This window comes from Robinsoniella peoriensis (assembly GCF_000797495.1).
Classification (GTDB): domain Bacteria; phylum Bacillota; class Clostridia; order Lachnospirales; family Lachnospiraceae; genus Robinsoniella; species Robinsoniella peoriensis.
On record NZ_JTGN01000011.1, the window covers coordinates 154,746 to 177,402 of the forward strand.

Consider the following 22,657-nt stretch of genomic DNA (forward strand, 5'->3'; position numbering starts at 1 on the left):
CTTATTAAACAGCATGAAGATTTTTTAATGACACATCCAGAATAGGAGCTGAATGGGTCAGGGCGCCGCTTGATACATAGTCAACACCAACATCAATGATGTTTTTAATATTTTCTTTGGTGACATTTCCGGAACATTCGGTTTCTGCTCGGCCGTCTACTATTTCCACTGCTTTTTTCATGGTTTCCGGAGTCATGTTATCCAGCATAATAATGTCAGCACCTGCTTCCAGCGCTTCTTTTAACATCTCCAGATTTTCCACTTCCACTTCGATCTTTCTTACAAACGGTGCGTATTCTTTTGCCATTTGAATTGCTTCTTTTACTCCGCCCGCTGCTCCGATATGATTATCTTTGATCAGGATTCCATCCGAGAGATTATAACGATGATTATATCCTCCGCCTACCTTTACCGCATATTTTTCAAAAATACGCATATTTGGAGTTGTCTTGCGGGTATCCAGTAATTTTGTCTTACTGCCCTTTAGCAGATCTGCAACATTTCTTGTATACGTTGCAATCCCACTCATGCGCTGTAAATAATTTAAAGCTGTTCTCTCCCCTGATAGCAACACCCGGATATCTCCGGTAACGACTGCTAAAAGGTCCCCATTTTTAACCTTGTCACCATCTTTAAAAAACTTTTCTACCGTAACCTTATCATCTAATAACTCAAATACTCTGGTGAACACATCCAGACCTGCAATTACTCCATCCTGTTTACAGATAAGATCTGCTCTCCCTGGTTTACTCTCACGCATAACAGCATTTGTGGTGATATCTTCGCTGGTAATATCTTCACGCAATGCCTGCATGATAAGATTGTCTACATTTAATTTGGTTGTAATCTGATTCATGATATCATTTTCTCCTTTGATCGATTGCTCAATATATCCTTTGCAGCACGTTTTGCGAAAACAAGGCTTTCTAAAAGTGAATTACTGGCAAGGCGGTTCTTCCCGTGGACTCCGTTACAGCTGGTTTCTCCTACGGCATATAAATGCTCCATTGAAGTACGGCTATCCAGATCCACATCAATTCCTCCCATAAAATAATGCTGTGCCGGTACAACCGGTATACATTCTTTTGTAACATCAAAACCTTCATCCAGACAGTGCTGGTAAATATTTGGAAAACGCCTGGTAACATCTATTCCCTGTATGGTCTGCATTGATAACAATACATAAGGGGTATCATCCTTTTCCATCTGCTTATAGATTTCCTTTGTAAGCAAATCTCTGGGCAGCAGTTCATTAACAAAACGCTCACCTGCTTTATTATACAATACTGCCCCCTCACCCCGGACAGATTCTGAGATTAAAAATCTTCTGCCCGGTTTGGTAGAATACAGTGTTGTAGGGTGAATCTGTATGTAATCTAAATTCTTAAGACGAATATCATGCTTCCCTGCAATGGTAAGTGCATCTCCCGTTAGATGGGGATAATTTGTTGAATGCTGATAGCGTCCCCCGATTCCTCCGCAGGCAAGTACAATATCATGTGCCATAACCGTGGTTTCCTGCCCGTTTTCCAATTTTATTATAACACCATAACAATCATTATTGTGACATAAAATATCTGTCATGGCTGTATGTTCCATTATGGTAATGTTCTCTTTATCCAGAACCTGTTTTAACAGCTTTCCTGTTATTTCTTTTCCGGTTACATCTTCATGGTACAAAATCCTTGGAGTGGAATGGGCACCTTCGCGGGTATAGCGAAGCTCTCCCTCTTCTGATTCAAATTCCACGCCATACCGCAGTAAATCAGATATGATTTCCCTGGAAGAACGGATCATGACTTCTACCGATTCTTTGGTATTTTCATAATGACCAGCTTTCATGGTGTCTTCAAAATAACTCTCAAAATCATTTTCATTTTTCAGAACACAGATTCCGCCCTGTGCCAAAAAAGAATCGCTCTCTTCTAATCCGGCCTTTGTAATCATCAGAATCTCCAGATATTCCGGCAGATTCAATGCATTAAATAATCCGGCTACTCCGGTTCCAATAATGATTACATCATAATTTTTTTTCATAATACTCCATCTTCTTCCTTACTTCGCAAGCTCCAGCATCTTCTTCAATGGTGCATGCGCCTGGTTTATAAATGTTTCTTCTAACTCAATTAAAGGGGCTCCGGTTTCCATTGCCTGGATCATATTATCTAATGTTATTTTTTTCATATCCGGGCAGCACTGTGTTTCATTTACAAGATAAAACTTCTTTTCCGGATTCCTGTGCTGCAGTTCATATAACACACCCTTTTCTGTTACAATGATAAATTCTGATGCATCATCTTTGGAAGCGTATTCGATAATACCGGATGTACTTCCTGCATAATCAGCCATCGCGGTAACCAAAGCCTGACACTCAGGATGAACCAGAATTTTTGCTTTTGGGTGGGCTGCTTTTGCTTCCTTGATTTCCTCTTCGGTGATTCTTGCATGAACCGGACAATAACCATCGTTTAATATTATATTCTTTTCGGGCACCTGAGAGGCTACATAAGTTCCAAGATGCTGATCCGGTATAAAGAAAATATTCTTATTTGGCAATGCTCTGACAATTTTTAATGCATTGGATGAAGTTACACATACATCGGAATGAACCTTAAGTTCCGCCGTAGAATTCACATAACAGACAACTGCCACATCCTCGTATTTTCTGCGGATTTCTTCTATTTTACGGGCATCAGCCATATGTGCCATGGGACAGTCAGCCTGCATATCCGGCATTAAAACTTTTTTATCCGGATTTAAAATCTTTGCGCTCTCTCCCATAAAGCGGACACCGCAAAGTACCAGCACTTTTTCTTTTATCTTGGTGGCAATTTCACTCAGATAATAAGAATCTCCTACATAGTCTGCAATCTCCTGAACTTCATCATTTACATAATAGTGCGCGAGGATCACAGCATCTTTTTCCTTTTTTAATTCCTGGATTCTTAATTGCTTTTCGTTCATCTTGACCTCCCTTTTGTATATGTTTCGATGAATTAGTATACCACAAAACTTTACAGGTGACAAGACAGTTGTCATAACTTTTTGGGGCAGCCTGTAAAAGAGGATATAATACAAGTAATACCTACCTACCTTAAACAAAAGATTTTTAATATTATAATTGACTTTAAACCGTGTCTATGATATAGTCACGGTAAGAACGGAGGCGATTACGATTGAATATTATGATCTCACCTATTTCTGAAATTCCGATTTATGAGCAGATAAGGGAACAGGTAACGGAGCAGATCTTAAGTGGTAGAATTCCACCAGGTACCCAGCTTCCCTCCATCCGTATGCTGGCAAAGGAATGCAAAATCGGAATCATTACGGTGAAACGGGCTTATGAAGAGCTTTGTAAATCTGGAATAGCCGTCAGTATTAATGGAAAAGGCGTCTACGCCGCAGAACTGGATGCCTCTTTCATTAAAAATTCCTATCGTATGCAGTTGAAAGAGCAGCTGAAAGACGTTTATCACTACGCAAAAACAATCAGTTTTAGTAACGAAGATTTTATGAATCTGGTTCGGGAACTTGTAGAGGAGGAATCTATATGACATCATCCGCACTTATTTTAAATGACCTTGAAGTTCGCTTTTATGAAAATGATTTTAAATTATCGGACATCAATCTGGAGATAAAAACTGGTACTATTACCGGCCTGATCGGCAGAAATGGTGCCGGTAAAACTACTTTACTGAAAGCAATCATGGGACTTCAAAAATACCAAAAAGGGACCATCACTTATTTTGAAACTGACAAAAGCCTTAAGAATCCCCTAATCAAGGAGCGGCTTAGCTTTACCTCAAATGCCCTCGCTTATAACCCGCGGTTTTCTCCGGATCAGATCGCAAATGCAGTTGCACCCTTTTATAAGAATTTCAAATATGATTTGTTTGAAAAATATTTAGACTTGTTTCATTTGAATGAGGATCAGAGACTGGCAAACTTCTCCACAGGTATGCAGCGGAAATTTCAGGTCTTGCTGACTATTAGCTGTAATCCTGATTTACTGATACTGGATGAACCTACAGCGAACCTGGACACCGTGTCTAAGGATGATATTTTAGATATGGTGATGGATTTTATGCAGGATGAAGAGAAATCCATTCTTTTCTCCACCAATCTGACTGTGGATGTGGAACGGATTGCAGACTATGTTGTTTTTATGGAAAAAGGCAGAATTATATTTGCAGAGGAAAAAGATACACTACTGGAACAATACCAGCTATTCCACTGTCCAACGGAATGTATGACACCGGAATTCAAAAAAAATATTGTGGGTATGAAAGAAACTGCTTTTGGATATGAAGGTTTGATATCATCCAGCCCTTCTGATATTGCGGGAACGAATACAGATGAAATACGATTTGTAAGAGCGGGATTCGATGATTTTATGAGATATTTTTCAGAGGAGGGTGCGTAATGGTAAAGGATATTTTAGCCTATCAGAAAATGGAGCGAGTTGCAGATGTGGGGCATACGCAAATTTTATCCTATATTTTGGTATGTTTTCTACTGGCGCAGACATTTTTCTTTGGAAATGGAGTTTTCTCCCTTACTTTATGGGTATTTATATATACAATACAGAAACTGAGAAGAGTTTACTTCGAGGAGCATTCCATTTTGCGGTACGCTCCGCTGCATCAAAAAAGTATTGTACAAAACTTGCTGATTAAGGGCTATTTGTATATTTTACTTACATGTATATTTGACCAAACAGTTTTTACATTTGATTATCTAATATACATGTATTCACAGAGTTCACTGCCCGGTTTGATCAGTTCCTTACTCTTTTATTACTTTTCCTTTATTTTTGCCTGGTATGTTGCACTGATGATACTAACGATAGATAATAAGATTGTTCGCTACACACTTTTTATTGGTGAGGTAATATGTCTAATCATTGCCGTAACAGTAATTTATCCTACCCTTCACCAAAAATCCGGAGACTTAATTCTATTAATAGCCCAGTCTCCTTACTTTTACATTTACCCAATTATTACAGGCATTCTGGCGATTGGTACATCGGCTGCTGCCATCTGGCTTTTTACTTCAAAAATATATCAGACGTAAGTTATGTCTGACAGACCCTTTATCGTAGAGGTCCACAAGCAAATACACCCAGCTTGTGGACCATTTTAATTTCTATGCTTTTACTTAATATACTTTTTGGCAAATTTATCAACTGCATCCCAATAAGTCTTGCTGTCGGTTTTTCTGGCTTCACCGTGAGCTGCTCCGGGTATCACAAGCTTTTCTTTTTCACATGCTGCTGCTTCATAAAGCTTATCCAGCATTGCAAAGGGTACAAAGGTATCCTGATCACCATGAATAAACATCGTTGGGGTATGGCTCTTTGCTACCTGCTTTACTGCACTTGCTTCTCCTAAAAAATATCCGGCACGGATTTTAACTACCAGAGAGGACACATTCAGTACCGGGAATGGAGGCAGCCCAAACATTTCATTTAGCTGGTGATCAAACTCATCCCAGACGGAAGTGTAACCACAGTCTTCCACCACTGCTTTTACCTGGGCGGGAAGATCTTCTTCTCCGGATGTCATCATCACCGTTGCCGCTCCCATAGAAACTCCCATCAGAAGTATCTGTGCATCTTCCTCTTCCGATATGATGGTATTCATCCATTTAATGATATCTCTTCTCTCGGGCCAGCCCATACCGATTAATTTTCCTTCACTCTGTCCATGGGCTCTGGCATCCGGTATTAAGACATTATAATTATTTTCATAGAAATGTTTTCCATAAATGGCCATATCAGCTGCTTCGCCCTTGTAGCCATGGCAGAGAACGACGTATTTGTTGGAAGGCTTTTTTGCATCTACTTTATATGCATGAAGCTTTAAGGAATCATCACTGGTCAGCCAGACATCCTCGGCTTCCCCGGAAAGCCAGGATCCGGCAGCATCCTTTTCATCATCATCCGGCGTTTTTTCCATCTCATCATCGGATTCAACTCCATTGATAACGCTAGGATTTAAGGCATAATCGCAAAAATAATTGCCTATGAATCCAAGAACCACTACTATCACCAGTACAAGAACAGTAACAATCCCAATGATCAGTTTCTTTTTTTTGTTTTTCATTCTGTTTCTCCCCGGTCTGTGGTTGCCGCTACTTCGTTTTCCTGATATTCTTTCGTTTCTATTTCTGTCCGGACTTGTGACCTCATTTCCACATCTACTTGTGGTTTTATTTCCGGTTTTATTTCCAGTTTCATTTGCTGTTCCATCTCAGGTTTTATTTCCGGTTTTTTCGCTGTCACGTTGATTGTCTCACGGACGACATATTGGGGGGTTTTATTCAGATTCAGCATAATTTTCCCAATATACTCTCCCACGATCCCCAGCATAAACAGTACGATGCCAAAGAACAGGAACATGGCGCACATAAGGGAAGACCAGCCCAGAACCATCGTTGGATCTAAGATCCGGCGCACAAACACAACCAATGCCCCGATTACACCGATAACTGCAAAGATGCCTCCCAGCAACATGGAAATCCGCAAGGGGATTACCGTATAATTAATACAGGATAAGAATAACCGGAATAACTTTTTGAAGGTGTAGTTGGAAGTACCCACCTCACGGCTGAAATGTTCGATATCCACATTTGCAATGTGGTTTGTGGTACGGTAAAACAATACCTGCAGGTATAAATTATAGTTGTCATATTTGATAATTTCATCTCTGACATATTTCTTGGCAAGCCAAAAACTGCATGCCGTAATGCCCTTTGGTCTTTCGATCATATGCCATACAATAAAATCACTGATTTTGCTGGTCAGATTTTTAAGCCAGGAAAATTTCCGGGTCTGATATCTGCCATAGACCAGATCATAGCCTTCATTCATTTTCTCGATAAACTTATGGATCTGGGACGGATGTGTCTGCATATCATCGTCCATTCCCATTATCAGTTCGCCGTTTGTATGCTGAAGGCCAGCCATGATCGCATTATGCTGTCCAAAATTCTTAGCCAGATCAATTCCTTTCACAAAAGAATATTTATCGGCACAGCGTTTAATGGATTCATAAGTTTTATCTTTTGAATAATCATTAACCAGTACGAATTCACACTCGTAACCATCTATTTTTTTAAATTCCTCTACGCATAAATCCACTACCTTCTCAATGGTATCCTGGGAATTATAGCAGGGAATCACAATTGATATTAACATTTAAGTACTCCTTTATTCCCGCCAGCTTACTGCGGGTATATGACCTGTGTCAGCTACATAGAAAATACTAATATTCCCACGAGTATGACCAGTATTCCGATTAATTTTTTCTTTGGAAAGCGCTCTTTCAAAAAGAAATAACCCATTACGGATACAAATATGTAACTGGTAGATTCTAAAATGGGTGCCATGGAAAGCGGTACATAGCGCAGTGCGAACATGGTCAGCAGCGTTGATAAAAAGAACAGCCCGTATGCAAAGATAACCAGGGGATTCAAATATTCAAATAACATGCTCTTATACTTCTTCATCGTAGCCTTCTTCAACATAATCTGGGAGATTGCAGAAATCAGAACCGATGATAATAAAATACAGATGGAAATATTGAGCTTACTCATCAGAAGTCACCACCAGATATATTCCAAAAAAGATAATCCCTGCTCCCAGCAGCATGTTCCATGTGATTACCTCCCCAAATATTATTTTACCGAAAATCATTCCCCAGATCAGAGTTACCGGCTTGTTTGCAAAAGCTACCGTCAGCGGGATACGCTTTAATATCTGCTGCCAGATAAATGCATAAACGAACATAATCACCAGTACAAGACCATAGTAACCGCAAAATTCCAGAGATAAAAACTTCTGATTTGCAGCCATCTTAGATGCCACTCCGCTTAGAGAACTAAACAGCAGACTGATATGCAGAACCGTAAATAATTTTATATAGAACCATTTGTTTTTTGTCTTATCTGCCATATTCGTTATCCACTTCTATGGTGATTTTGGACATCACTTCTTCTAAACGCTCCCTGCATGCCTGCAAGGTATCACCTTTTATAATAATCTGACCGATTCTGTCCCTGCCATTGTTATATTTATTCACCTGATCCCCTTCCCGGATGTTAAAGGACAAATCTATAATATCCTGGGAAGGCTCATTTTCGTTTACAAGTCTGGTAACCGTTCCGGTCTTATCGGAAATTAATATCTTCGAAAGATTCGGCACCGGACGAATCATGGAAGCACGAATAAACAGAGCCCGGACATCCAGTCCCATTGCCAGCATGGCAATGATTTCATAATAGTGTATCCCATAGTATATACTCACTAATTCCGGCAGGCAGGTAGCTCCTGCTCTTGCAGTGATTTCAATTACGTATACTTTTCCATCCTTCAATATAAGATCACAGTTAACCGGGCAATTGTCAATTCCCAGTGCACGGACAGCTTTTCCTACTTCTTTTGAAATCTGGGGTGAAAGCTGGTTAATATTCTCAAGGGGTACATAATGTCCAACAGGGGTAGGCGTAAAACCCTGATAGGCATCAATTCCGTTTGGAAGCATAAATACAAGTTCTCCGTCCTGAATCATCGCCTCAGTACCGAAAATTGTACCTTCAATAAACTCTTCCACCAGACAGTAATCCTTCCCGGTTGCTTCCATTGTTTTACCGTAATTTGCAATGGCTTCCTCTTTTGTATTACTTCTAAAGATTCCTCTGCTGCCCATCAGGTCAACTGCTTTCACAATAACAGGAAAGCTAAGTTCCTCTAATGCCCTTTCCAGTTCCTCCTGATTTTTCACCAGTCGGAACCGGGCGGTACTTACAGCTTCTCTCTCGAAAACTTTTTTCATTTTCCATTTATTTACAGAGCAGCATGCCGTTTCGTATCCCGGTCCCTTAAGTCCCATCTTGTCACATACATAACCAATAGCCGGCACCCCGGTATCCAGGCAGCAGGTGGTAATTCCATCTATCTGTAACTTCCTGGCATATTCCAAAACCTCCTCCGGCTTTGAAATATCGGCATAGCAGAACTCGTCTGCCTCTTCAAAACCAGGAAAATCACCTGGTATGCTTGCGGCGATTGTATAAAATCCCAGTTTTTTTGCCGCCCTGATTAGCGGTACCTGAGAATAGCTTGCGCCTAATATCATTAATTTTTTCATATACTTTTCCTCGGTTTCCTGTCTGTATTAATCCCCTGGAGCATGTTTGCAAATACTTCCTTCTAATAATGAAGAATCCAGTTTTTATAGGAGCGCTTCAATCTCCTGCATATGGGAAAAGTCCCCGGTTTTTATAATGTAAAAGCCAAATCGGCTTCCACTGTCAACCACCTTATGAGAACCAATTTCCCGGATCTCGCTGGTAAATACTATATTTTTTGGATATTTTGCTTTTATATGCCTGTATTTCTCCAGATCACCGGTTCCTAAAATAAACTGGATTCTGGCAAAGTGATTAAGCGGCTCTTCCAGCAGCCCTGGTCTTTCACCCAAAGCAGTCTGAATAACCATTTTCAGATAATCCTGTCCGGTGGAAAGTGGAACGAGATGGGAACCGATACAATCTCCGCCCATACGTGACCCTATTTCAATGATTTTCACTTCCTGCCTGCTATTAATTCGAAATTCCGAGTGGGATGCCCCATTTCGGATTTCAAGGGCATCCAGAGCCATTCCAAGCTCCCGGAATACCTTCGCTTCTGTCTCAGGGGGCAGACCGGAGGGTTCCAGGTGACCTGTTTCAATAAAATGAGGTGCCCCGGTAGTATACTTTCTGGTAATTGCCAAAAAGGTATGCTGTCCTTCATAGCTGATTCCTTCACAACTGAATTCTTCTCCGTCAATATACTCTTCTAAAATCGCCTTCTTTTCAAAAGAATTAGAGATGGCTGCCGTAATTGCCCCTTCTAGCTCTTCTTCCCGGAAAACCTTGGTAATCGCCCTGCTGCCGGACCGGTCCGTGGGTTTGACGATAATTGGAAATGTCATGCCCTGGGGCAGTTCAACATTTCGTTTCTCATCCACCACCGTAAATAACGGCGCCGAAATATGATTTTTTACAAATGCCCTGCGCATTTCATATTTATTAGTGGAATACAAGATACATCTGTCGCTGTTTGCACAAAGTCCCAGGCGTACCGCAAGATACTGCACGGTAATATTCGCCAGGTCAGAACCGATACTGGCTACCGCATCCGGTCTGATCTTTTTGCATTCCTTCAGTATTACATCTTTTTCCACAATACTTACCGGATAGAAATAATCTGCTGTCTGTTCTCCGACAGCCCCTTCCTTCCATGCAAACACATGGGTCTGGTATCCCATCTCTTTCGCTTTTAATATCAGAGGGTTTTGGAAATCATTTGCTCCGATAATGACAATTTTTTTCATAATAACCTTTCCTATGATTATTCATCCACACATTATAACCAATGACAAACCGTATCAGTACAACAAAAGCGGGACCAGGGAGCTTCTGTAATGAGGCTCCCGAATCCCGTTATCTTGCTCAAAAGTGTATTTGAAATTCATTACACCAGCCTGCACGCCCAAATGCTGTCTAATCTTTAAATAAGAAAATCTTTAAGTCTTTTACTACGAGACGGATGACGCAGCTTGCGCAGTGCTTTCGCCTCTATCTGCCTGATACGTTCTCTGGTAACGTTAAATTCTTTACCGACTTCTTCCAGTGTTCTTGCTCTTCCATCTTCCAGTCCAAAACGCAGTTTAACTACCTGACGCTCTCTGTCCGTAAGGGATTCCAGTGCAGTGCCAAGCTCTTCTCTAAGCATGGAGAACGCTGCAGAGTCTGCAGGTGAAAGTGCTGAATCATCTTCTATAAAGTCACCTAAATGACTATCATCCTCTTCACCTATGGGTGTATCAAGAGAAACCGGATCTCTGGAAATTTTCAGAACTTCTCTTACTCTTCCAACCGGAACATTCAATCTCTCCGCTACTTCCTCAGCGGTTGGTTCTCTTCCTAATTCCTGTAACAGGGTTCTGGTCATACGAAGGGTCTTGTTGATCGTCTCTACCATATGTACCGGAACACGAATGGTTCTTCCGGTATCGGCAATACCACGTGTAATCGCCTGACGGATCCACCAGGTAGCATAAGTACTGAACTTATATCCTTTGGTATAATCGAACTTGTCCACAGCCTTCATAAGCCCCATATTTCCTTCCTGAATCAAATCCAGGAAAGGCATACCGCGGCCAACATATTTTTTAGCAATACTGACTACCAGACGCAGATTTGCCTCTGTCAGTGATTTTTTAGCTTCTTCATCGCCATTTTCCACACGTTTTGCCAGTTCTACTTCTTCTTCTGTACTAAGCAGAGGCACATTACCTATTTCCTTCAGATACATACGTACCGGATCTTCTGTACTGACGCCTTCCAGGACATCAACATCATCGATAATTTCAACTTCCTCTTCTTCACCTAACAGCAGATCATCATCATTTTCAATCAGTAATTCTTCTGCTTCATCTTCTGCAGAACCATGTAATACATCAATATTGCTCTTTTCCAAGTATTCTAATATTGCATCCATCTTGTCTTCACTGAGCTCAATTCCTGCAAAAGCATCATTGATTTCTTTGTATTCAATTACATTTTTTTTACCTTTTGCTTTTTCGACAAGTCCCTTTAATGCTTTTGAAAATTGTTCTTGTAATTCATCCATAAACTTTCTTTTCTCCTCTATGGTATTCCTACAGATTACCATAACATTTTTGACATATCCTGTCAACTTTTGTTCCTGAGATTCCACAAAATAAATAAAAAAGATCCCGCAAAAATGCATATATCCGATATATTAAACACAATTTGGCGAAACTTTTTCCATTTTGTCTGAAAGCTGAAGTAGTCTACTACGTATCCACGCTTTATCCTGTCGTAAATATTGCTTGCTGCACCTCCGAGCACCAGGGCGAATCCGGTTTTTAATAACCCCATTCCTTTTTTACCCAGAAGCCAGAGATAAGCGAACAGGACTCCCACCGTCATCCCGGTGGAAAGCCCGGCTACAAACTCCTGCTTTTTATCCAGAAAATTCAACATAGCGCCTTTGTTATGGTATTTGTGAAGAATGATTTTACCGCCCAGTATTTCTTCATCTTCTCCAATTTCTCTGGTTTTCTCAATTTTGTCTTTTATTAAAAAATCAGTGATAAATATAATTACCGGTATCAGAATGTATATCATAAGCTTATCCCTCCAGAGCAGGCACTCCGCGCATGGTGATCAGCGGTCCTCCCGTATGTTCAATATAAGCTTTCGTAATTGTTACATTGCCTATATTATCGTCTTTTGGAATCTCATACATAATATCCAGCATAAACTCTTCAATAATAGCCCGAAGCGCCCTGGCTCCTGTCTTCTTTTCCAATGCTTTTTTAGCGATGGATGCCAGTGCTTCATCATCAAAATCCAATTTCACTTCGTCTAATGCAAGCAGCTTCTGATATTGTTTTAAAATAGCATTCTTAGGCTCTTTTAAAATTTGTACAAGCATCTCCTCTGTCAATCCCTGTAAGGTATATACAATAGGGAGACGCCCGATAAATTCAGGGATCATGCCAAATGTTCTGATATCATCCAGCGTCACTTTTTCCAGGATGTTGGGATCCTCATCATATTTGTCTTTCAGATCCGCACGGAAACCAACCGATGCCTGCTTGTTTAACCGTTCTTTGATAATGTCTTCCAGTCCCGGGAAAGCTCCGCCACAGATAAACAGAATATTTCTGGTGTTTACCGTTGTAAGAGGTACCATGGCATTTTTACTGTTTGCCCCTACCGGAACTTCTACATCCGCACCTTCTAACAGTTTTAACATTCCCTGCTGTACGGATTCTCCGCTGACATCTCTCTGATTGGTATTCTTCTTCTTGGCAATCTTATCAATTTCATCTATAAATACGATTCCTCTTTCCGCTTTCTCCACATCATTGCCGGCAGCCGCCAGAAGTTTGGAAATTACGCTTTCGATATCATCGCCAATATAACCCGCTTCCGTCAGGGATGTGGCATCTGCAATGGCAAGGGGAACATCCAAAAGCCTTGCAAGGGTTTTGACAAGATATGTTTTACCACTGCCGGTAGGTCCGATCATAAGCATATTGGACTTCTCAATTTCAATGTCATCCATATTTCCGGTTGCCACTCTCTTGTAATGGTTGTATACCGCAACGGATATTACTTTCTTTGCCTTTTCCTGACCAATAACATATTCGTCCAGACTGGCTTTGATCCTGTGAGGTGCGGGAATTGATTTTACATCAAATTCCTTCTTAGGCTCCTCCTTGGGCTTTTTCTTCTTGACCTTCTGCTGGTTTGGTATTTTATTCGTAAGCTCTGACAGATTTACCATATTAATGTTTGACATATTCATCAGATCATTATATGGAATATTTCCATTGTTCATGGTATCAAATGCCTTCTGCATACATTCCGAACAGATATGAATACTGTTGGGAAGATTTACCATTTTTCCGGCTTTGCTTTCCGGCCGTCTGCATATAAAACAGACCTCTTCATATTCATCGTCATCCGGTTTTTCTTTATTTTTTTCTGTCTTTACTTTTTCCTCAGTCTCTGTAATATCTGCTGTTATATCTTCATCATCAGAGTCAACAGCATCCACTACATCTTTATCATATATTTCATCTTTTTTATCTGACATATTATTTCCTCTCTTTTGCACAAACTACTACAAGTAACTATATCATAGACAAAAAGCTCGCACAAGTGAAGATTTTATAAAATCTATAAAAAACCGTTCCAGGATCTCCAAATCCTGGAACGGTTATACTATTCTGCTAATGACACTTAATTATTAAAGTTGAAGAACTGCTCCATTCCATTACCGCCCTGATTTGGAATCATTGGGGTCATCTGATCCTGCTGTGACTGCCCGTTTGAGGAATCTTCACTCTGGGGATTTGTATTATTGCTGGTTGTATCAGCACTCTGCTTATCTAATGTGATGCTGACTGTTCTGGCTTTGTATTCACCGCCATCGGCTGCCTGAACCTCTAAATCAATTGTTTCCCCTGCTTTGTAATAATTCATTCTGTCATATAAATCATTCGCAGATGTTATGGAAATACCGTCAATCTTTGTAACAATATCCCCTTTTATCAGACCAGCTTTTTCTGCTGCTGAACCTTCTACTACTTCATATAAAAAGGCACCGGACGGCATATTATATACCTGTTTTGCTTCTTCAGAAACATCCACCGGTTTCACACCCATATAACCTTTTTCGCTGCTTTCCACTTTTGATCTGGTAGTACGGTTCATTAAATCATCTAAGATCGGTTTTGCAGTATTAATCGGTATCGCATATCCCATCCCCTCTACTCCTGAAGATGCTGCTTTTACAGAATTGATTCCGATTAACTGACCGTTGATATTCAATAAAGCACCACCGCTGTTACCGAAGTTAATCGCTGCATCTGTCTGGATCAGACTGTTGGTAACTGTTCCGGATGTAGTCTCAACACTGACTTCACGGTTTAGTGCGCTGATAATACCGGATGTAACGGACTGTCCATAGCCAAGTGCATTACCAATTGCAATTGCCTGCTGTCCAACCTGTAAGTTATCAGAATCACCGATTTCAGCTATTTTAACCTGATTTAATACATCTGCCGGAATATCACTTAACTGTACTGCTACCATTGCCAGATCATGTTCCGGATCCGTTCCTTTTACCTGTGCCTGAACTACTTTATCTTCCTGATTTTCCACATTTACAGTAAAACATACGGTCAGGTTTTCGGAACCCTCTACTACATGGTTATTTGTTGCAATCAGTAACTCCTTGTCATTTTTACCAATGATAATACCGGAGCCGCTGCTCTCTTCTTCCTGTGCCTGAGTTCCATAAAAATATGTCTGTACTTCTTTTACCGTTTTACTGGTAATTGCTACAATGGAAGGCATTGCATTTTCGGCAACCTTTGCCACATCAGTGGATGATGTACTGACTGTGCTGCCTTCTGCAGTCTTATTCAGCTCATTCACTGTTCCTGTTGAACTGATTTTCGCTTCTGTTTGCTTTGTCTGCGGGAATACTTTTCCACCTACATAATCTGTAATCTGGAAGGATGCGCTTGCCACTACACCGAATACAACTGCTACCGATGCTGCCACTGCAATTTTGGACATCATGGATTTTTTCTTTTTCGGTTTTTCATAGCGGGGCGGATTCGGGTTCTGGCCGCCTGTCTGATAGGAGCCATAAGAGTGCTGCTGTTGTCCCTGCTGATCCTGCTGCTGTTCTTCTTCCTGTCTGTTATCCCGGTCATAAGCGTAATGATAAAATGAATTATTCTGAGCCTGCCCGTTTTGATTCTGGGAACTTGTCATTTGATTATCTGGCTGTGCATATGCCTGTTCCTCAGCTGTGTCAGCAGTTTCTGATGTTTCCGGTGATTCTATGGTATCTGCAGTCTCATCTGCATCGTAAACCATATTCTCGTTTGATGGCTGTGCATCACTTTGTTCATACACTTCGTCCTGTCTGTATCCTTCTCCTGAATTAGAAGGAGTACCTCCTGTTACATTGTTTTGTTCTTTATCGTTAAATTCATCATACATTTGAATTACCTCCTCGTATTTTTCCTCTTTGTTATTTTCTGGTATCAGTTTAACAACCAAATGTGTTCAATCTGTGATAAATGTTTTAAAAAAATTTGAAACGACAAAAATATCAAAAAATGTTGAAAATAAATATGGACGCAGTACTTTAGGAGTTACGGACTGCATTTAAAATCCTGTATTTCCTATTGTACTGCGCCCGTACTGATTCTATACAGGAACAATATACGAATGCATATACTTACATTTATTCCACTATTCTACGGTAACAGACTTTGCCAGATTTCTCGGCTTATCTACATCACAGCCTTTGCCCAGAGCTACATAATAACCGAACAGCTGCAGCGGAATAATCGCCAGTGAATTGGCAAAATACTGGTTTGTCTTCGGTATGTAGATTACATAATCAGCCGTTTTCTCCACATCAGTGTGGTCTGCATTTGTAACTGCCAGAAGGAATGCCCCTCTTGTCTTTACTTCCTGCATGTTACTGATCATTTTTTTGTAAAGGTCTTCCTGGGTAAGCACTGCTGCTACCAGCGTTCCCTCTTCAATCAGGGATATTGTGCCATGCTTTAACTCACCTGCTGCATAAGCCTCAGAATGGATATAGGAGATTTCTTTTAACTTTAAAGAGCCTTCCAGGGAAATGGAATAATCAATTCCTCTTCCGATAAAAAATACGTCTTTTGCGGCAATATAACGATTAGCAAAACGCTGAATCTTTTCTTTGTTGTTTAAAAGCATTTCAATCTGCTGAGGCAGCCTTTTCAGTTCCCTGATGTACTCTTCCATCTGGCTGTCTGTCACTTTACCTCTTACATGGGCAAATTTTAATGCCAGTAAATACTGGGCAATCAGCTGGGTGCTGTATGCTTTCGTGGTTGCTACTGCTATTTCCGGACCAGCCCAGGTATACATTACATTGTCCGCTTCCCGTGCTATGGAACTTCCCACTACATTTACAATTCCCAATACCTTAATGCCATGCGCCTTTGCCTCACGGAGTGCAGCCAGAGAATCTGCAGTCTCACCGGACTGGCTAACGATAATTGCCATGGTATCCGGCTCAAAAATCGGATTGCGATAACGGAATTCGCTGGCCAGATCTACTTCTACCGGAATTCTAGCCAGACCTTCAAATACATATTTTGCAGTGACACCGGTGTGATAAGCGGAACCGCAGGCAATAATATAAATTTTACGGATTGCCTTAATTTCTTCTTCGGTCATTCCCAGTTCTTCAATTACAATTTCATTTCCTTTAATTCTTGGATTCAATGTATCGGTAACCGCTTTTGGCTGTTCATACATTTCTTTTAACATGAAATGCTCATATCCGCCTTTTTCCGCAGCACTGATATCCCATTGTATTTCTGTTGATTCTTTATCGATCTCTTCTTCATCAATATTATAGAAGGTCATGCCATCTTTCGTCAGCATAGCTATTTCTTCATTTTGGATAAAATAAACGTTTCTGGTGTACTTTAACACTGCGGGAACATCGGATGCAATCAGGTTGCCATCTTTGCTGTGTCCCACGATTAAGGGGCTGTCTTTACGAACGGCATAGATTTCGCCCGGATGTTCTTTAAACATGATTCCAAGGGCATAAGAACCTTCTACACGGTGCATAATCTTAGTAATCGCCTCTAACGGGTCACCTTTGTAGTAATAGTCCAGAAGATGGGCAATCACTTCCGTATCTGTCTCAGATAAAAATTCATACCCTTTAGACTGGAGCTTTTTCTTTAACTTTAAATAATTCTCGATAATTCCATTGTGTACAACTACGATGGAAGCATCTTTATTAAAATGTGGATGTGCATTCACATCAGACGGTGAGCCATGTGTTGCCCATCTCGTATGTCCGATTCCTGCCATCCCCGGCATAGTTGCGCCGCCGTGTGTCAGTTCATCCAGAATCTTCAGACGCCCGGTGGATTTCTTCATTTCAATTGAGGTACCGTCATAAACTGCTATTCCAGCAGAATCATAACCACGATATTCCAGTTTTGACAAGCCATCCAATAAAATTGGTGCTGCCTGACTCTCTCCTATATAACCAACAATTCCACACATAGTTGTTCCTCCTCATAATTCATTTAGCGGTTGCTTTGTTGTTGTTTCCAGTAATTAGGACTCATAGTGCATTTCAAAACCAGCCATTTCGGCAATCTCCTGTATCGTTTTCCTAAAAAGTATCCCAGGTATTTAAACCCGCTTTTCATTACCAGATCAGCGATCAGCCAGGGTTTATGGATTTTCATAAGATATGCAGCGGTCTGCTTTACCATTCGCATTCCCTCGCTCTCGGAACTTGCCATAGAAAATATCTGTGGATGGTCAGCCTGGGAGACAGCCAGATCAAAATTACGCTTAAACTGCATCATATTCCCATAGTTATGAGAGTGATATACCATAGCTTCTGCCACATATGCAATCTCTCTGCCGGATTTTATCATCTTTCCTGCCATAATCATATCTTCATTAAAGATTGTATGCTTTTCAAAACCTCCAAGTGCAGCGTACAGCTCCCTTCGGTATGCGGCACACACATTGGAACAAAAAAAGGTTTTTATTCCCAGAACGGGAAGATCCTCTTTTGATTTTACAACACTTTTATCTCCATAGTTAAAGGATCTTGTATAACGTTCAATAATCTTACAGTCATCGTTTGGAAGCTGCCTGGCATAGGCCGCACCCACAGATTCACGCTCGAACGCTTTTACCAGGGACGAAACCAGAAATTCATCTTTTGGCATGGCATCCTGAGTCATGAACAATAAAATGTCCGTATCAGACATCGTGGCGGCTCTATTTCTAGTGCCGCCATGATTAAATTCTTCTGCAGATAAATGGTGGATTTCCACCCCCGGCATTTTCTCATAAATCCCTGCTTTCGGGAAATACTTTTTCTCTGTATTCATAATACGAATACAATGTATGGGATAATCCTGCCTGGTTAATATCTGCATCAGCATATGAAATTGTTTTCCCGGCTTATAAGTCGGGATGATAACATCAACTGTATAATTTTTCATAGGTTTATTGAATTCCTGTTTCGTTAATGATCTTGTTACTGATTTCCTGTACCGTATTGGAAGGTGTATAGCCATCGCTGCCGAATAGATACGTATGAAGTTCTTTTACATTCTGGGCCAGATTAACAGGTACTACACAGTCGCCTGCGGCAATATTAGCCGGCATCTGCTCGAACGGGAAACCGGTCGTATCACTCATGTTATAAGAAGCGATGTCTTTTGCAAGACTAGCCATCTCGGTAACACTTAAACTTGTGGAAATATTATCAAACACACTGTCTATAATTTTATTTAATTCCAAAAGATTTGCTGTTTTTGCCTTTTTAAAGATCTGCTCTAATACAGTTCTCTGACGTTCTGTACGCTTAAAGTCATCTCCGGCTGTATAACGGATTCTGCAGTAAGATAATGCCTGTAAACCATTTAATGTCTGAAGGCCTGTTGTTTCCACGGGGACAATTTCCAATCCCGTTACTTCGGATCCTTCTACCTGATAATTATTCAGGTGAACAATCTCATCTTCCTGTATATCGATTTCCACACCGCCCAGTGCATTTACCACTTCTGCAACTGCATTGAAGTTAACCGTAACATAATCGGTGATATCCATGTCCAGATTTTTATTAATCATATTCATAGAACGTTTCGGTCCGCCAAACTGATAACACTCTGTTGCTTTCCGATATTCACCGTTCGTGTTGTCTAAGTAAGTATCGCGGTAAATAGAAACCAGTTTAATGTCCTTTGTTTCGTTGTTAATACTTGCCACCATAATCGTATCACTACGGGAGTCTGTTGTAGACGCATCCCTGGAATCCACGCCAAATAGAGCTATGTTCCGGTAACCCTTCATGACCGCTGCCTGCTCAGAAGGAATCTCTGAGTTGATAATAATATCGCCTTCTGCAATATCTTCTGTTTTTAATTTACTGAATTTAGCAGCAACAAATAATCCTACTGCAAGTACCAGCAGAACAAGTATTTCAATTACAAAAATGACTCTTCTTCTGGTTTTTCTCTTGGATGACTTCTTATCCTTTCCTCCCGGATATCCACCGGCAGGGGCTACATTGCTGTTTTTCGGTTTTCTGCCCTTTGGCGCACCATTACCAGGCCCGTTGTAAGGTCCGTTCTGATAAGGTCCATTCTGATATTGTCCGTTATAAGATCCATTCTGCTGGTACTGTCCATTGTTATACGGACCGTTTCCAGGACCATTGTACGGACCATTCTGGTATCCGTTATTCGGACCATTGTATGGGCCATTTTGATACTGCCCGTTGTTCGGACCGTTGTAAGGTCCATTTTGATAGGGACCATTATAAGGTCCGTTCTGGTATGGGCCATTATTTGGGCCGCTCTGATACGGACCATTATTCGGACGGCCCTGGTTTCTATTCTGGCTTTCGCGGTTTTTCTTTCGATCTGACATTTCATTCCCCTTCTCTAATTAATCTTTAATATGCATTTTTATTAACAAATCCTTTGAAAATCGTCAAAAAAAGGATTTTAATATCCAATCCCAAAGTCCAGTTCTCAATGTAGTACAAGTCATAATCTATACGGCGTCTGATAGAGGTATCTCCACGGTAACCATTAATCTGTGCCCATCCGGTCATCCCGGGCCGTACCTGATGCTTTATCATATAACGAGGTATTTCTTCTCTGAACTTTTCTACGAATTGCGGCCGCTCCGGCCTTGGTCCCACCAGGCTCATATCTCCTTTCAGGACATTAAAAAGCTGCGGAAGTTCATCAATACTGGTTTTCCGCATAAATTTTCCGATACCGGTAACACGCGGATCATTTTTAACCGTCCATGCGCGCTGTTCTGTGTTTGGCTTTTGTACCTCCATGGACCGGAACTTGTACATCATAAAAGGCTTGTTATGAAGCCCTACCCTCTCCTGCTTAAAGATAAGGGGACCCGGAGAAGTCAGCTTGATTACCCCGGTAACGATTAACATGACTGGAGAAAACAAAATAATTGCACAGGTTCCTCCCAGAATGTCAACTGCTCTTTTTACCATCATGTTAAATGTATTCGTAAGCGGGACGTGGCGGATATTAACAACCGGAAGTCCCAGAAGATCTTCTGTATATGGCTTTGTCGGAATTATATTATTATAATCCGGAATAAACTTTGTATGGACACCTGACTTTTCACATAAGGAAACAATACGTTCCAATTTATAATATTCATTCAATCCCAGAGTAATCGCTATCTCATCCAGCCTGTTTTGCGGAAGTATTACCAGCAGATTATCTATTCGCCCAATAACCTTAATACCTTTATACATGGTTCCGCTTTCCACATTATCATCCAGGATACCGCGAATCAGATAACCCCATTGCGGATTTTCCTTCACCCGGTCTACAAACTCCTCTGCTGCCCGGCTGTATCCGACCAGAATAATATGCTTAAGATTCATTCCCTTTGCCCGCATATTCATCAATACTTTACGTATAAAATAACGGACCAGAATTTCCATGCCTATATTTAAGCCATAGAAAATGAAAAGCATCTTTCGCGAAAAGTTGTTTTCATGTATCATATATAAAATAAGTATAAACAGCAACAGTGCAATACTGTTTGCTTTCATGATATTACCAAATTCTAACCGCCTGCCCTGCACTCTTTTCGGAGTATAAAGGCTGAAAGCATAATAAAGCAGCAGCAGTCCTGGTATTAATGGAATTAATGCGGACATATAAGTTTGCACCGGAAGCTTACCTATATCCGGATCCTCCAGCAGCCAAAACTGGATAAACCATGCCGCTACGTAACTGACCGCAATAACACAGCCATCAATTACAACATGAAAGCGATTTAAATACTTTTGATTATCTTTAATCACTAATCTTCACTCCTCGCTTTATCCATACGTTCTATAATACAATATCTCCCTAAAAAGGGCAACTGTCATTTTTCGATTTGATATCTAACTTTTTTAGAACTTATCTCGTATTTTTCAGACGTTTTATGATATTAATCCACAATTCAAATTGTATTTTAACATAATTCTTGAAATTTTTCTTTTTAAATTTAACTTTACTTCCTTTTTCCGCCAATGCGAAACCTTTTCTAATTCCCTGTATATACTCTTTAAAATATCCTTTACTGCCAAAAAATACTGTTTTCACCAGAATTCCCGTTATTAAGAATGGTATATTTAATAGTATTTGCAGAAAAGGCATGTTTTTATAAATTAAATAAATATTATTTCTGGCTGAGTAGCCGATTTTAAATTCATTGTATCTGGAACCGGTGGTTCCGCTTCCTACATGATGCACAACTGCCCCAGGTGCATAGCGGTTCTCATATCCTTCAATCCTTGCCCGGTATCCGATATCGATATCTTCCAGATATGCGTAATGCCGTTCATCGAAATATCCAATCACCGAGAAAATACTTTTTCGGTAAATTGCAGCACATGCACAGGATGCAAAAATTCTGCGGGGTTCATCATACAGATTTGCGGGCATGTCTTTTCCCCAGGCGAATGCCCAGCCTAAAGAACAGTAATAATTTCCACCGTCGTCCATCAGAGCGGGATTATGCATCTGCAGTATTTTCGCCTGGCTGGAAAAACAGTTTGGATGCATTTCTATATCTGCAAGCAGGGCCCTGACAAAATCCTCTTCTGCTTTTGTATCATTATTTAACAGGATCACGTAAGGTGCCTTTGCTTTCTGAATCCCGATATTAACCGCCCGGCAAAACCCATAATTTCGTTTTAATGCTATACATCTTACTTCCGGATATTTCTCTTTTACAAATGAAATGCTCCCGTCACCGGATCCGTTATCCACCAGCAGGATCTCAAAGTCTTTCTCCGTCTGCCTGCGCAGTGCGCTCAGGCAGTCATCCAGATAAATCATTCCATTATAATTTGGTATCACAACTGATACTTTACACATAAACTATTCCTCTTGCGACATTTCCGGCCAGTACAGCGCTGCATCAGTTTTTGCCATTCAATACCAGTCTGTGGAAATTGCGCGGT

General features: G+C 40.7%; 21 protein-coding genes. 3 read left to right on the top strand and 18 right to left on the bottom strand.

The genetic code is table 11. The features are described 5' to 3' along the window. Nucleotides 1-4 precede the first annotated feature (4 nt). From nadC to nadA, 3 genes are read right to left on the bottom strand one after another with little or no spacing between them, the layout of a single operon-like run. Entirely contained in the window at nucleotides 5-856 is an 852-nt protein-coding gene (gene nadC, locus QR40_RS21105; RefSeq protein ID WP_044296654.1) for a carboxylating nicotinate-nucleotide diphosphorylase, read from the bottom strand. Next, complete coding sequence (locus QR40_RS21110) at nucleotides 853-2,037, bottom strand: L-aspartate oxidase (RefSeq protein WP_044296655.1); 1,185 nt, start codon at nucleotides 2,035-2,037, stop codon at nucleotides 853-855. Before QR40_RS21110 ends, nadC begins: the two co-directional genes overlap by 4 nt. An 18-nt stretch (nucleotides 2,038-2,055) precedes the next feature. Beyond that, nucleotides 2,056-2,964 (bottom strand): quinolinate synthase NadA, encoded by a 909-nt coding sequence (gene nadA, locus QR40_RS21115; protein ID WP_044296656.1) that lies wholly within the window; start codon nucleotides 2,962-2,964, stop codon nucleotides 2,056-2,058. Between the two features lie 221 nt (nucleotides 2,965-3,185). On the opposite strand from nadA, the gene QR40_RS21120 reads away from it, so the two are divergent. Genes QR40_RS21120 through QR40_RS21130 form a run of 3 tightly spaced genes read left to right on the top strand, consistent with a single transcriptional unit; the run spans nucleotide 3,186 to nucleotide 5,076 of the window. Next, a complete protein-coding gene (locus QR40_RS21120) occupies nucleotides 3,186-3,557 on the top strand; it encodes a GntR family transcriptional regulator (RefSeq protein WP_242849195.1) in 372 nt (123 codons plus the stop codon). Next, nucleotides 3,554-4,426: an ATP-binding cassette domain-containing protein gene (locus QR40_RS21125; protein ID WP_044296657.1), complete on the top strand. Its 873-nt coding sequence runs from the start codon at nucleotides 3,554-3,556 to the stop codon at nucleotides 4,424-4,426. The genes QR40_RS21120 and QR40_RS21125 overlap by 4 nt, the downstream gene beginning before the upstream one ends. Further along, the gene (locus tag QR40_RS21130) at nucleotides 4,426-5,076 is read left to right on the top strand and encodes a hypothetical protein (RefSeq protein WP_044296658.1); all 651 of its coding nucleotides are present in this window, start codon (nucleotides 4,426-4,428) and stop codon (nucleotides 5,074-5,076) included. Before QR40_RS21125 ends, QR40_RS21130 begins: the two co-directional genes overlap by 1 nt. An 80-nt stretch (nucleotides 5,077-5,156) precedes the next feature. On the opposite strand, the gene QR40_RS21135 is transcribed toward QR40_RS21130, so the two are convergent. The 15 genes from QR40_RS21135 to QR40_RS21205 form a co-directional block, all read right to left on the bottom strand. Continuing rightward, a complete protein-coding gene (locus QR40_RS21135) occupies nucleotides 5,157-6,107 on the bottom strand; it encodes an alpha/beta hydrolase (RefSeq protein ID WP_044296659.1) in 951 nt (316 codons plus the stop codon). Continuing rightward, nucleotides 6,104-7,201: a glycosyltransferase family 2 protein gene (locus QR40_RS21140; RefSeq protein WP_063837266.1), complete on the bottom strand. Its 1,098-nt coding sequence runs from the start codon at nucleotides 7,199-7,201 to the stop codon at nucleotides 6,104-6,106. The genes QR40_RS21135 and QR40_RS21140 overlap by 4 nt, the downstream gene beginning before the upstream one ends. A gap of 53 nt (nucleotides 7,202-7,254) precedes the next feature. Next, nucleotides 7,255-7,599, bottom strand: a complete 345-nt coding sequence (locus QR40_RS21145; protein WP_027296831.1) for an EamA family transporter — start codon at nucleotides 7,597-7,599, stop codon at nucleotides 7,255-7,257. After that, nucleotides 7,592-7,957 carry a transporter gene (locus QR40_RS21150; protein ID WP_044296660.1) on the bottom strand — a complete coding sequence of 122 codons (366 nt, stop codon included), beginning with the start codon at nucleotides 7,955-7,957 and terminating at the stop codon, nucleotides 7,592-7,594. Before QR40_RS21150 ends, QR40_RS21145 begins: the two co-directional genes overlap by 8 nt. Continuing rightward, on the bottom strand, nucleotides 7,947-9,152 hold the full coding sequence (locus tag QR40_RS21155) for an ATP-grasp domain-containing protein (protein ID WP_044296661.1): 1,206 nt from the start codon (nucleotides 9,150-9,152) through the stop codon (nucleotides 7,947-7,949). Before QR40_RS21155 ends, QR40_RS21150 begins: the two co-directional genes overlap by 11 nt. A gap of 84 nt (nucleotides 9,153-9,236) precedes the next feature. Beyond that, entirely contained in the window at nucleotides 9,237-10,382 is a 1,146-nt protein-coding gene (locus QR40_RS21160; protein WP_044296662.1) for an ATP-grasp domain-containing protein, read from the bottom strand. A 176-nt stretch (nucleotides 10,383-10,558) separates the two neighbouring features. Then, nucleotides 10,559-11,683 carry an RNA polymerase sigma factor RpoD gene (rpoD, locus tag QR40_RS21165; RefSeq protein WP_027296827.1) on the bottom strand — a complete coding sequence of 375 codons (1,125 nt, stop codon included), beginning with the start codon at nucleotides 11,681-11,683 and terminating at the stop codon, nucleotides 10,559-10,561. Nucleotides 11,684-11,745: 62 nt separating this feature from the next. Beyond that, entirely contained in the window at nucleotides 11,746-12,204 is a 459-nt protein-coding gene (locus QR40_RS21170) for a signal peptidase II (protein ID WP_027296826.1), read from the bottom strand. Between the two features lie 4 nt (nucleotides 12,205-12,208). After that, a complete protein-coding gene (gene clpX, locus QR40_RS21175; RefSeq protein WP_081999006.1) occupies nucleotides 12,209-13,684 on the bottom strand; it encodes an ATP-dependent Clp protease ATP-binding subunit ClpX in 1,476 nt (491 codons plus the stop codon). Between the two features lie 146 nt (nucleotides 13,685-13,830). Next, nucleotides 13,831-15,606 (bottom strand): S1C family serine protease, encoded by a 1,776-nt coding sequence (locus QR40_RS21180; RefSeq protein ID WP_052430976.1) that lies wholly within the window; start codon nucleotides 15,604-15,606, stop codon nucleotides 13,831-13,833. Nucleotides 15,607-15,861: 255 nt separating this feature from the next. After that, nucleotides 15,862-17,688 carry a glutamine--fructose-6-phosphate transaminase (isomerizing) gene (glmS, locus tag QR40_RS21185; RefSeq protein ID WP_027296824.1) on the bottom strand — a complete coding sequence of 609 codons (1,827 nt, stop codon included), beginning with the start codon at nucleotides 17,686-17,688 and terminating at the stop codon, nucleotides 15,862-15,864. Nucleotides 17,689-17,711: 23 nt separating this feature from the next. Beyond that, nucleotides 17,712-18,650 carry a glycosyltransferase family 2 protein gene (locus tag QR40_RS21190; RefSeq protein ID WP_027296823.1) on the bottom strand — a complete coding sequence of 313 codons (939 nt, stop codon included), beginning with the start codon at nucleotides 18,648-18,650 and terminating at the stop codon, nucleotides 17,712-17,714. A gap of 4 nt (nucleotides 18,651-18,654) precedes the next feature. Beyond that, the gene (locus tag QR40_RS21195; protein ID WP_052430977.1) at nucleotides 18,655-20,082 is read right to left on the bottom strand and encodes an LCP family protein; all 1,428 of its coding nucleotides are present in this window, start codon (nucleotides 20,080-20,082) and stop codon (nucleotides 18,655-18,657) included. 25 nt (nucleotides 20,083-20,107) lie between these two features. Then, entirely contained in the window at nucleotides 20,108-21,508 is a 1,401-nt protein-coding gene (locus QR40_RS21200) for an undecaprenyl-phosphate glucose phosphotransferase (RefSeq protein ID WP_027296822.1), read from the bottom strand. Between the two features lie 100 nt (nucleotides 21,509-21,608). Further along, on the bottom strand, nucleotides 21,609-22,571 hold the full coding sequence (locus QR40_RS21205; protein WP_027296821.1) for a glycosyltransferase family 2 protein: 963 nt from the start codon (nucleotides 22,569-22,571) through the stop codon (nucleotides 21,609-21,611). Nucleotides 22,572-22,657: the final 86 nt, after the last annotated feature.

Coding starts and splice junctions, on each gene's coding strand:
- QR40_RS21195 (WP_052430977.1), bottom strand. CDS start 20,082: ATGTCAGATCGAAAGAAAAACCGCGAAAGCCAGAATAGAAACCAGGGC.
- clpX (WP_081999006.1), bottom strand. CDS start 13,684: ATGTCAGATAAAAAAGATGAAATATATGATAAAGATGTAGTGGATGCT.
- QR40_RS21160 (WP_044296662.1), bottom strand. CDS start 10,382: ATGAAAAAAATTGTCATTATCGGAGCAAATGATTTCCAAAACCCTCTG.
- nadC (WP_044296654.1), bottom strand. CDS start 856: ATGAATCAGATTACAACCAAATTAAATGTAGACAATCTTATCATGCAG.
- QR40_RS21130 (WP_044296658.1), top strand. CDS start 4,426: ATGGTAAAGGATATTTTAGCCTATCAGAAAATGGAGCGAGTTGCAGAT.
- nadA (WP_044296656.1), bottom strand. CDS start 2,964: ATGAACGAAAAGCAATTAAGAATCCAGGAATTAAAAAAGGAAAAAGAT.
- QR40_RS21180 (WP_052430976.1), bottom strand. CDS start 15,606: ATGTATGATGAATTTAACGATAAAGAACAAAACAATGTAACAGGAGGT.
- QR40_RS21140 (WP_063837266.1), bottom strand. CDS start 7,201: ATGTTAATATCAATTGTGATTCCCTGCTATAATTCCCAGGATACCATT.
- QR40_RS21190 (WP_027296823.1), bottom strand. CDS start 18,650: ATGAAAAATTATACAGTTGATGTTATCATCCCGACTTATAAGCCGGGA.
- QR40_RS21120 (WP_242849195.1), top strand. CDS start 3,186: ATGATCTCACCTATTTCTGAAATTCCGATTTATGAGCAGATAAGGGAA.
- QR40_RS21170 (WP_027296826.1), bottom strand. CDS start 12,204: ATGATATACATTCTGATACCGGTAATTATATTTATCACTGATTTTTTA.
- QR40_RS21150 (WP_044296660.1), bottom strand. CDS start 7,957: ATGGCAGATAAGACAAAAAACAAATGGTTCTATATAAAATTATTTACG.
- QR40_RS21135 (WP_044296659.1), bottom strand. CDS start 6,107: ATGAAAAACAAAAAAAAGAAACTGATCATTGGGATTGTTACTGTTCTT.
- glmS (WP_027296824.1), bottom strand. CDS start 17,688: ATGTGTGGAATTGTTGGTTATATAGGAGAGAGTCAGGCAGCACCAATT.
- QR40_RS21145 (WP_027296831.1), bottom strand. CDS start 7,599: ATGAGTAAGCTCAATATTTCCATCTGTATTTTATTATCATCGGTTCTG.
- QR40_RS21110 (WP_044296655.1), bottom strand. CDS start 2,037: ATGAAAAAAAATTATGATGTAATCATTATTGGAACCGGAGTAGCCGGA.
- QR40_RS21155 (WP_044296661.1), bottom strand. CDS start 9,152: ATGAAAAAATTAATGATATTAGGCGCAAGCTATTCTCAGGTACCGCTA.
- QR40_RS21205 (WP_027296821.1), bottom strand. CDS start 22,571: ATGTGTAAAGTATCAGTTGTGATACCAAATTATAATGGAATGATTTAT.
- rpoD (WP_027296827.1), bottom strand. CDS start 11,683: ATGGATGAATTACAAGAACAATTTTCAAAAGCATTAAAGGGACTTGTC.
- QR40_RS21125 (WP_044296657.1), top strand. CDS start 3,554: ATGACATCATCCGCACTTATTTTAAATGACCTTGAAGTTCGCTTTTAT.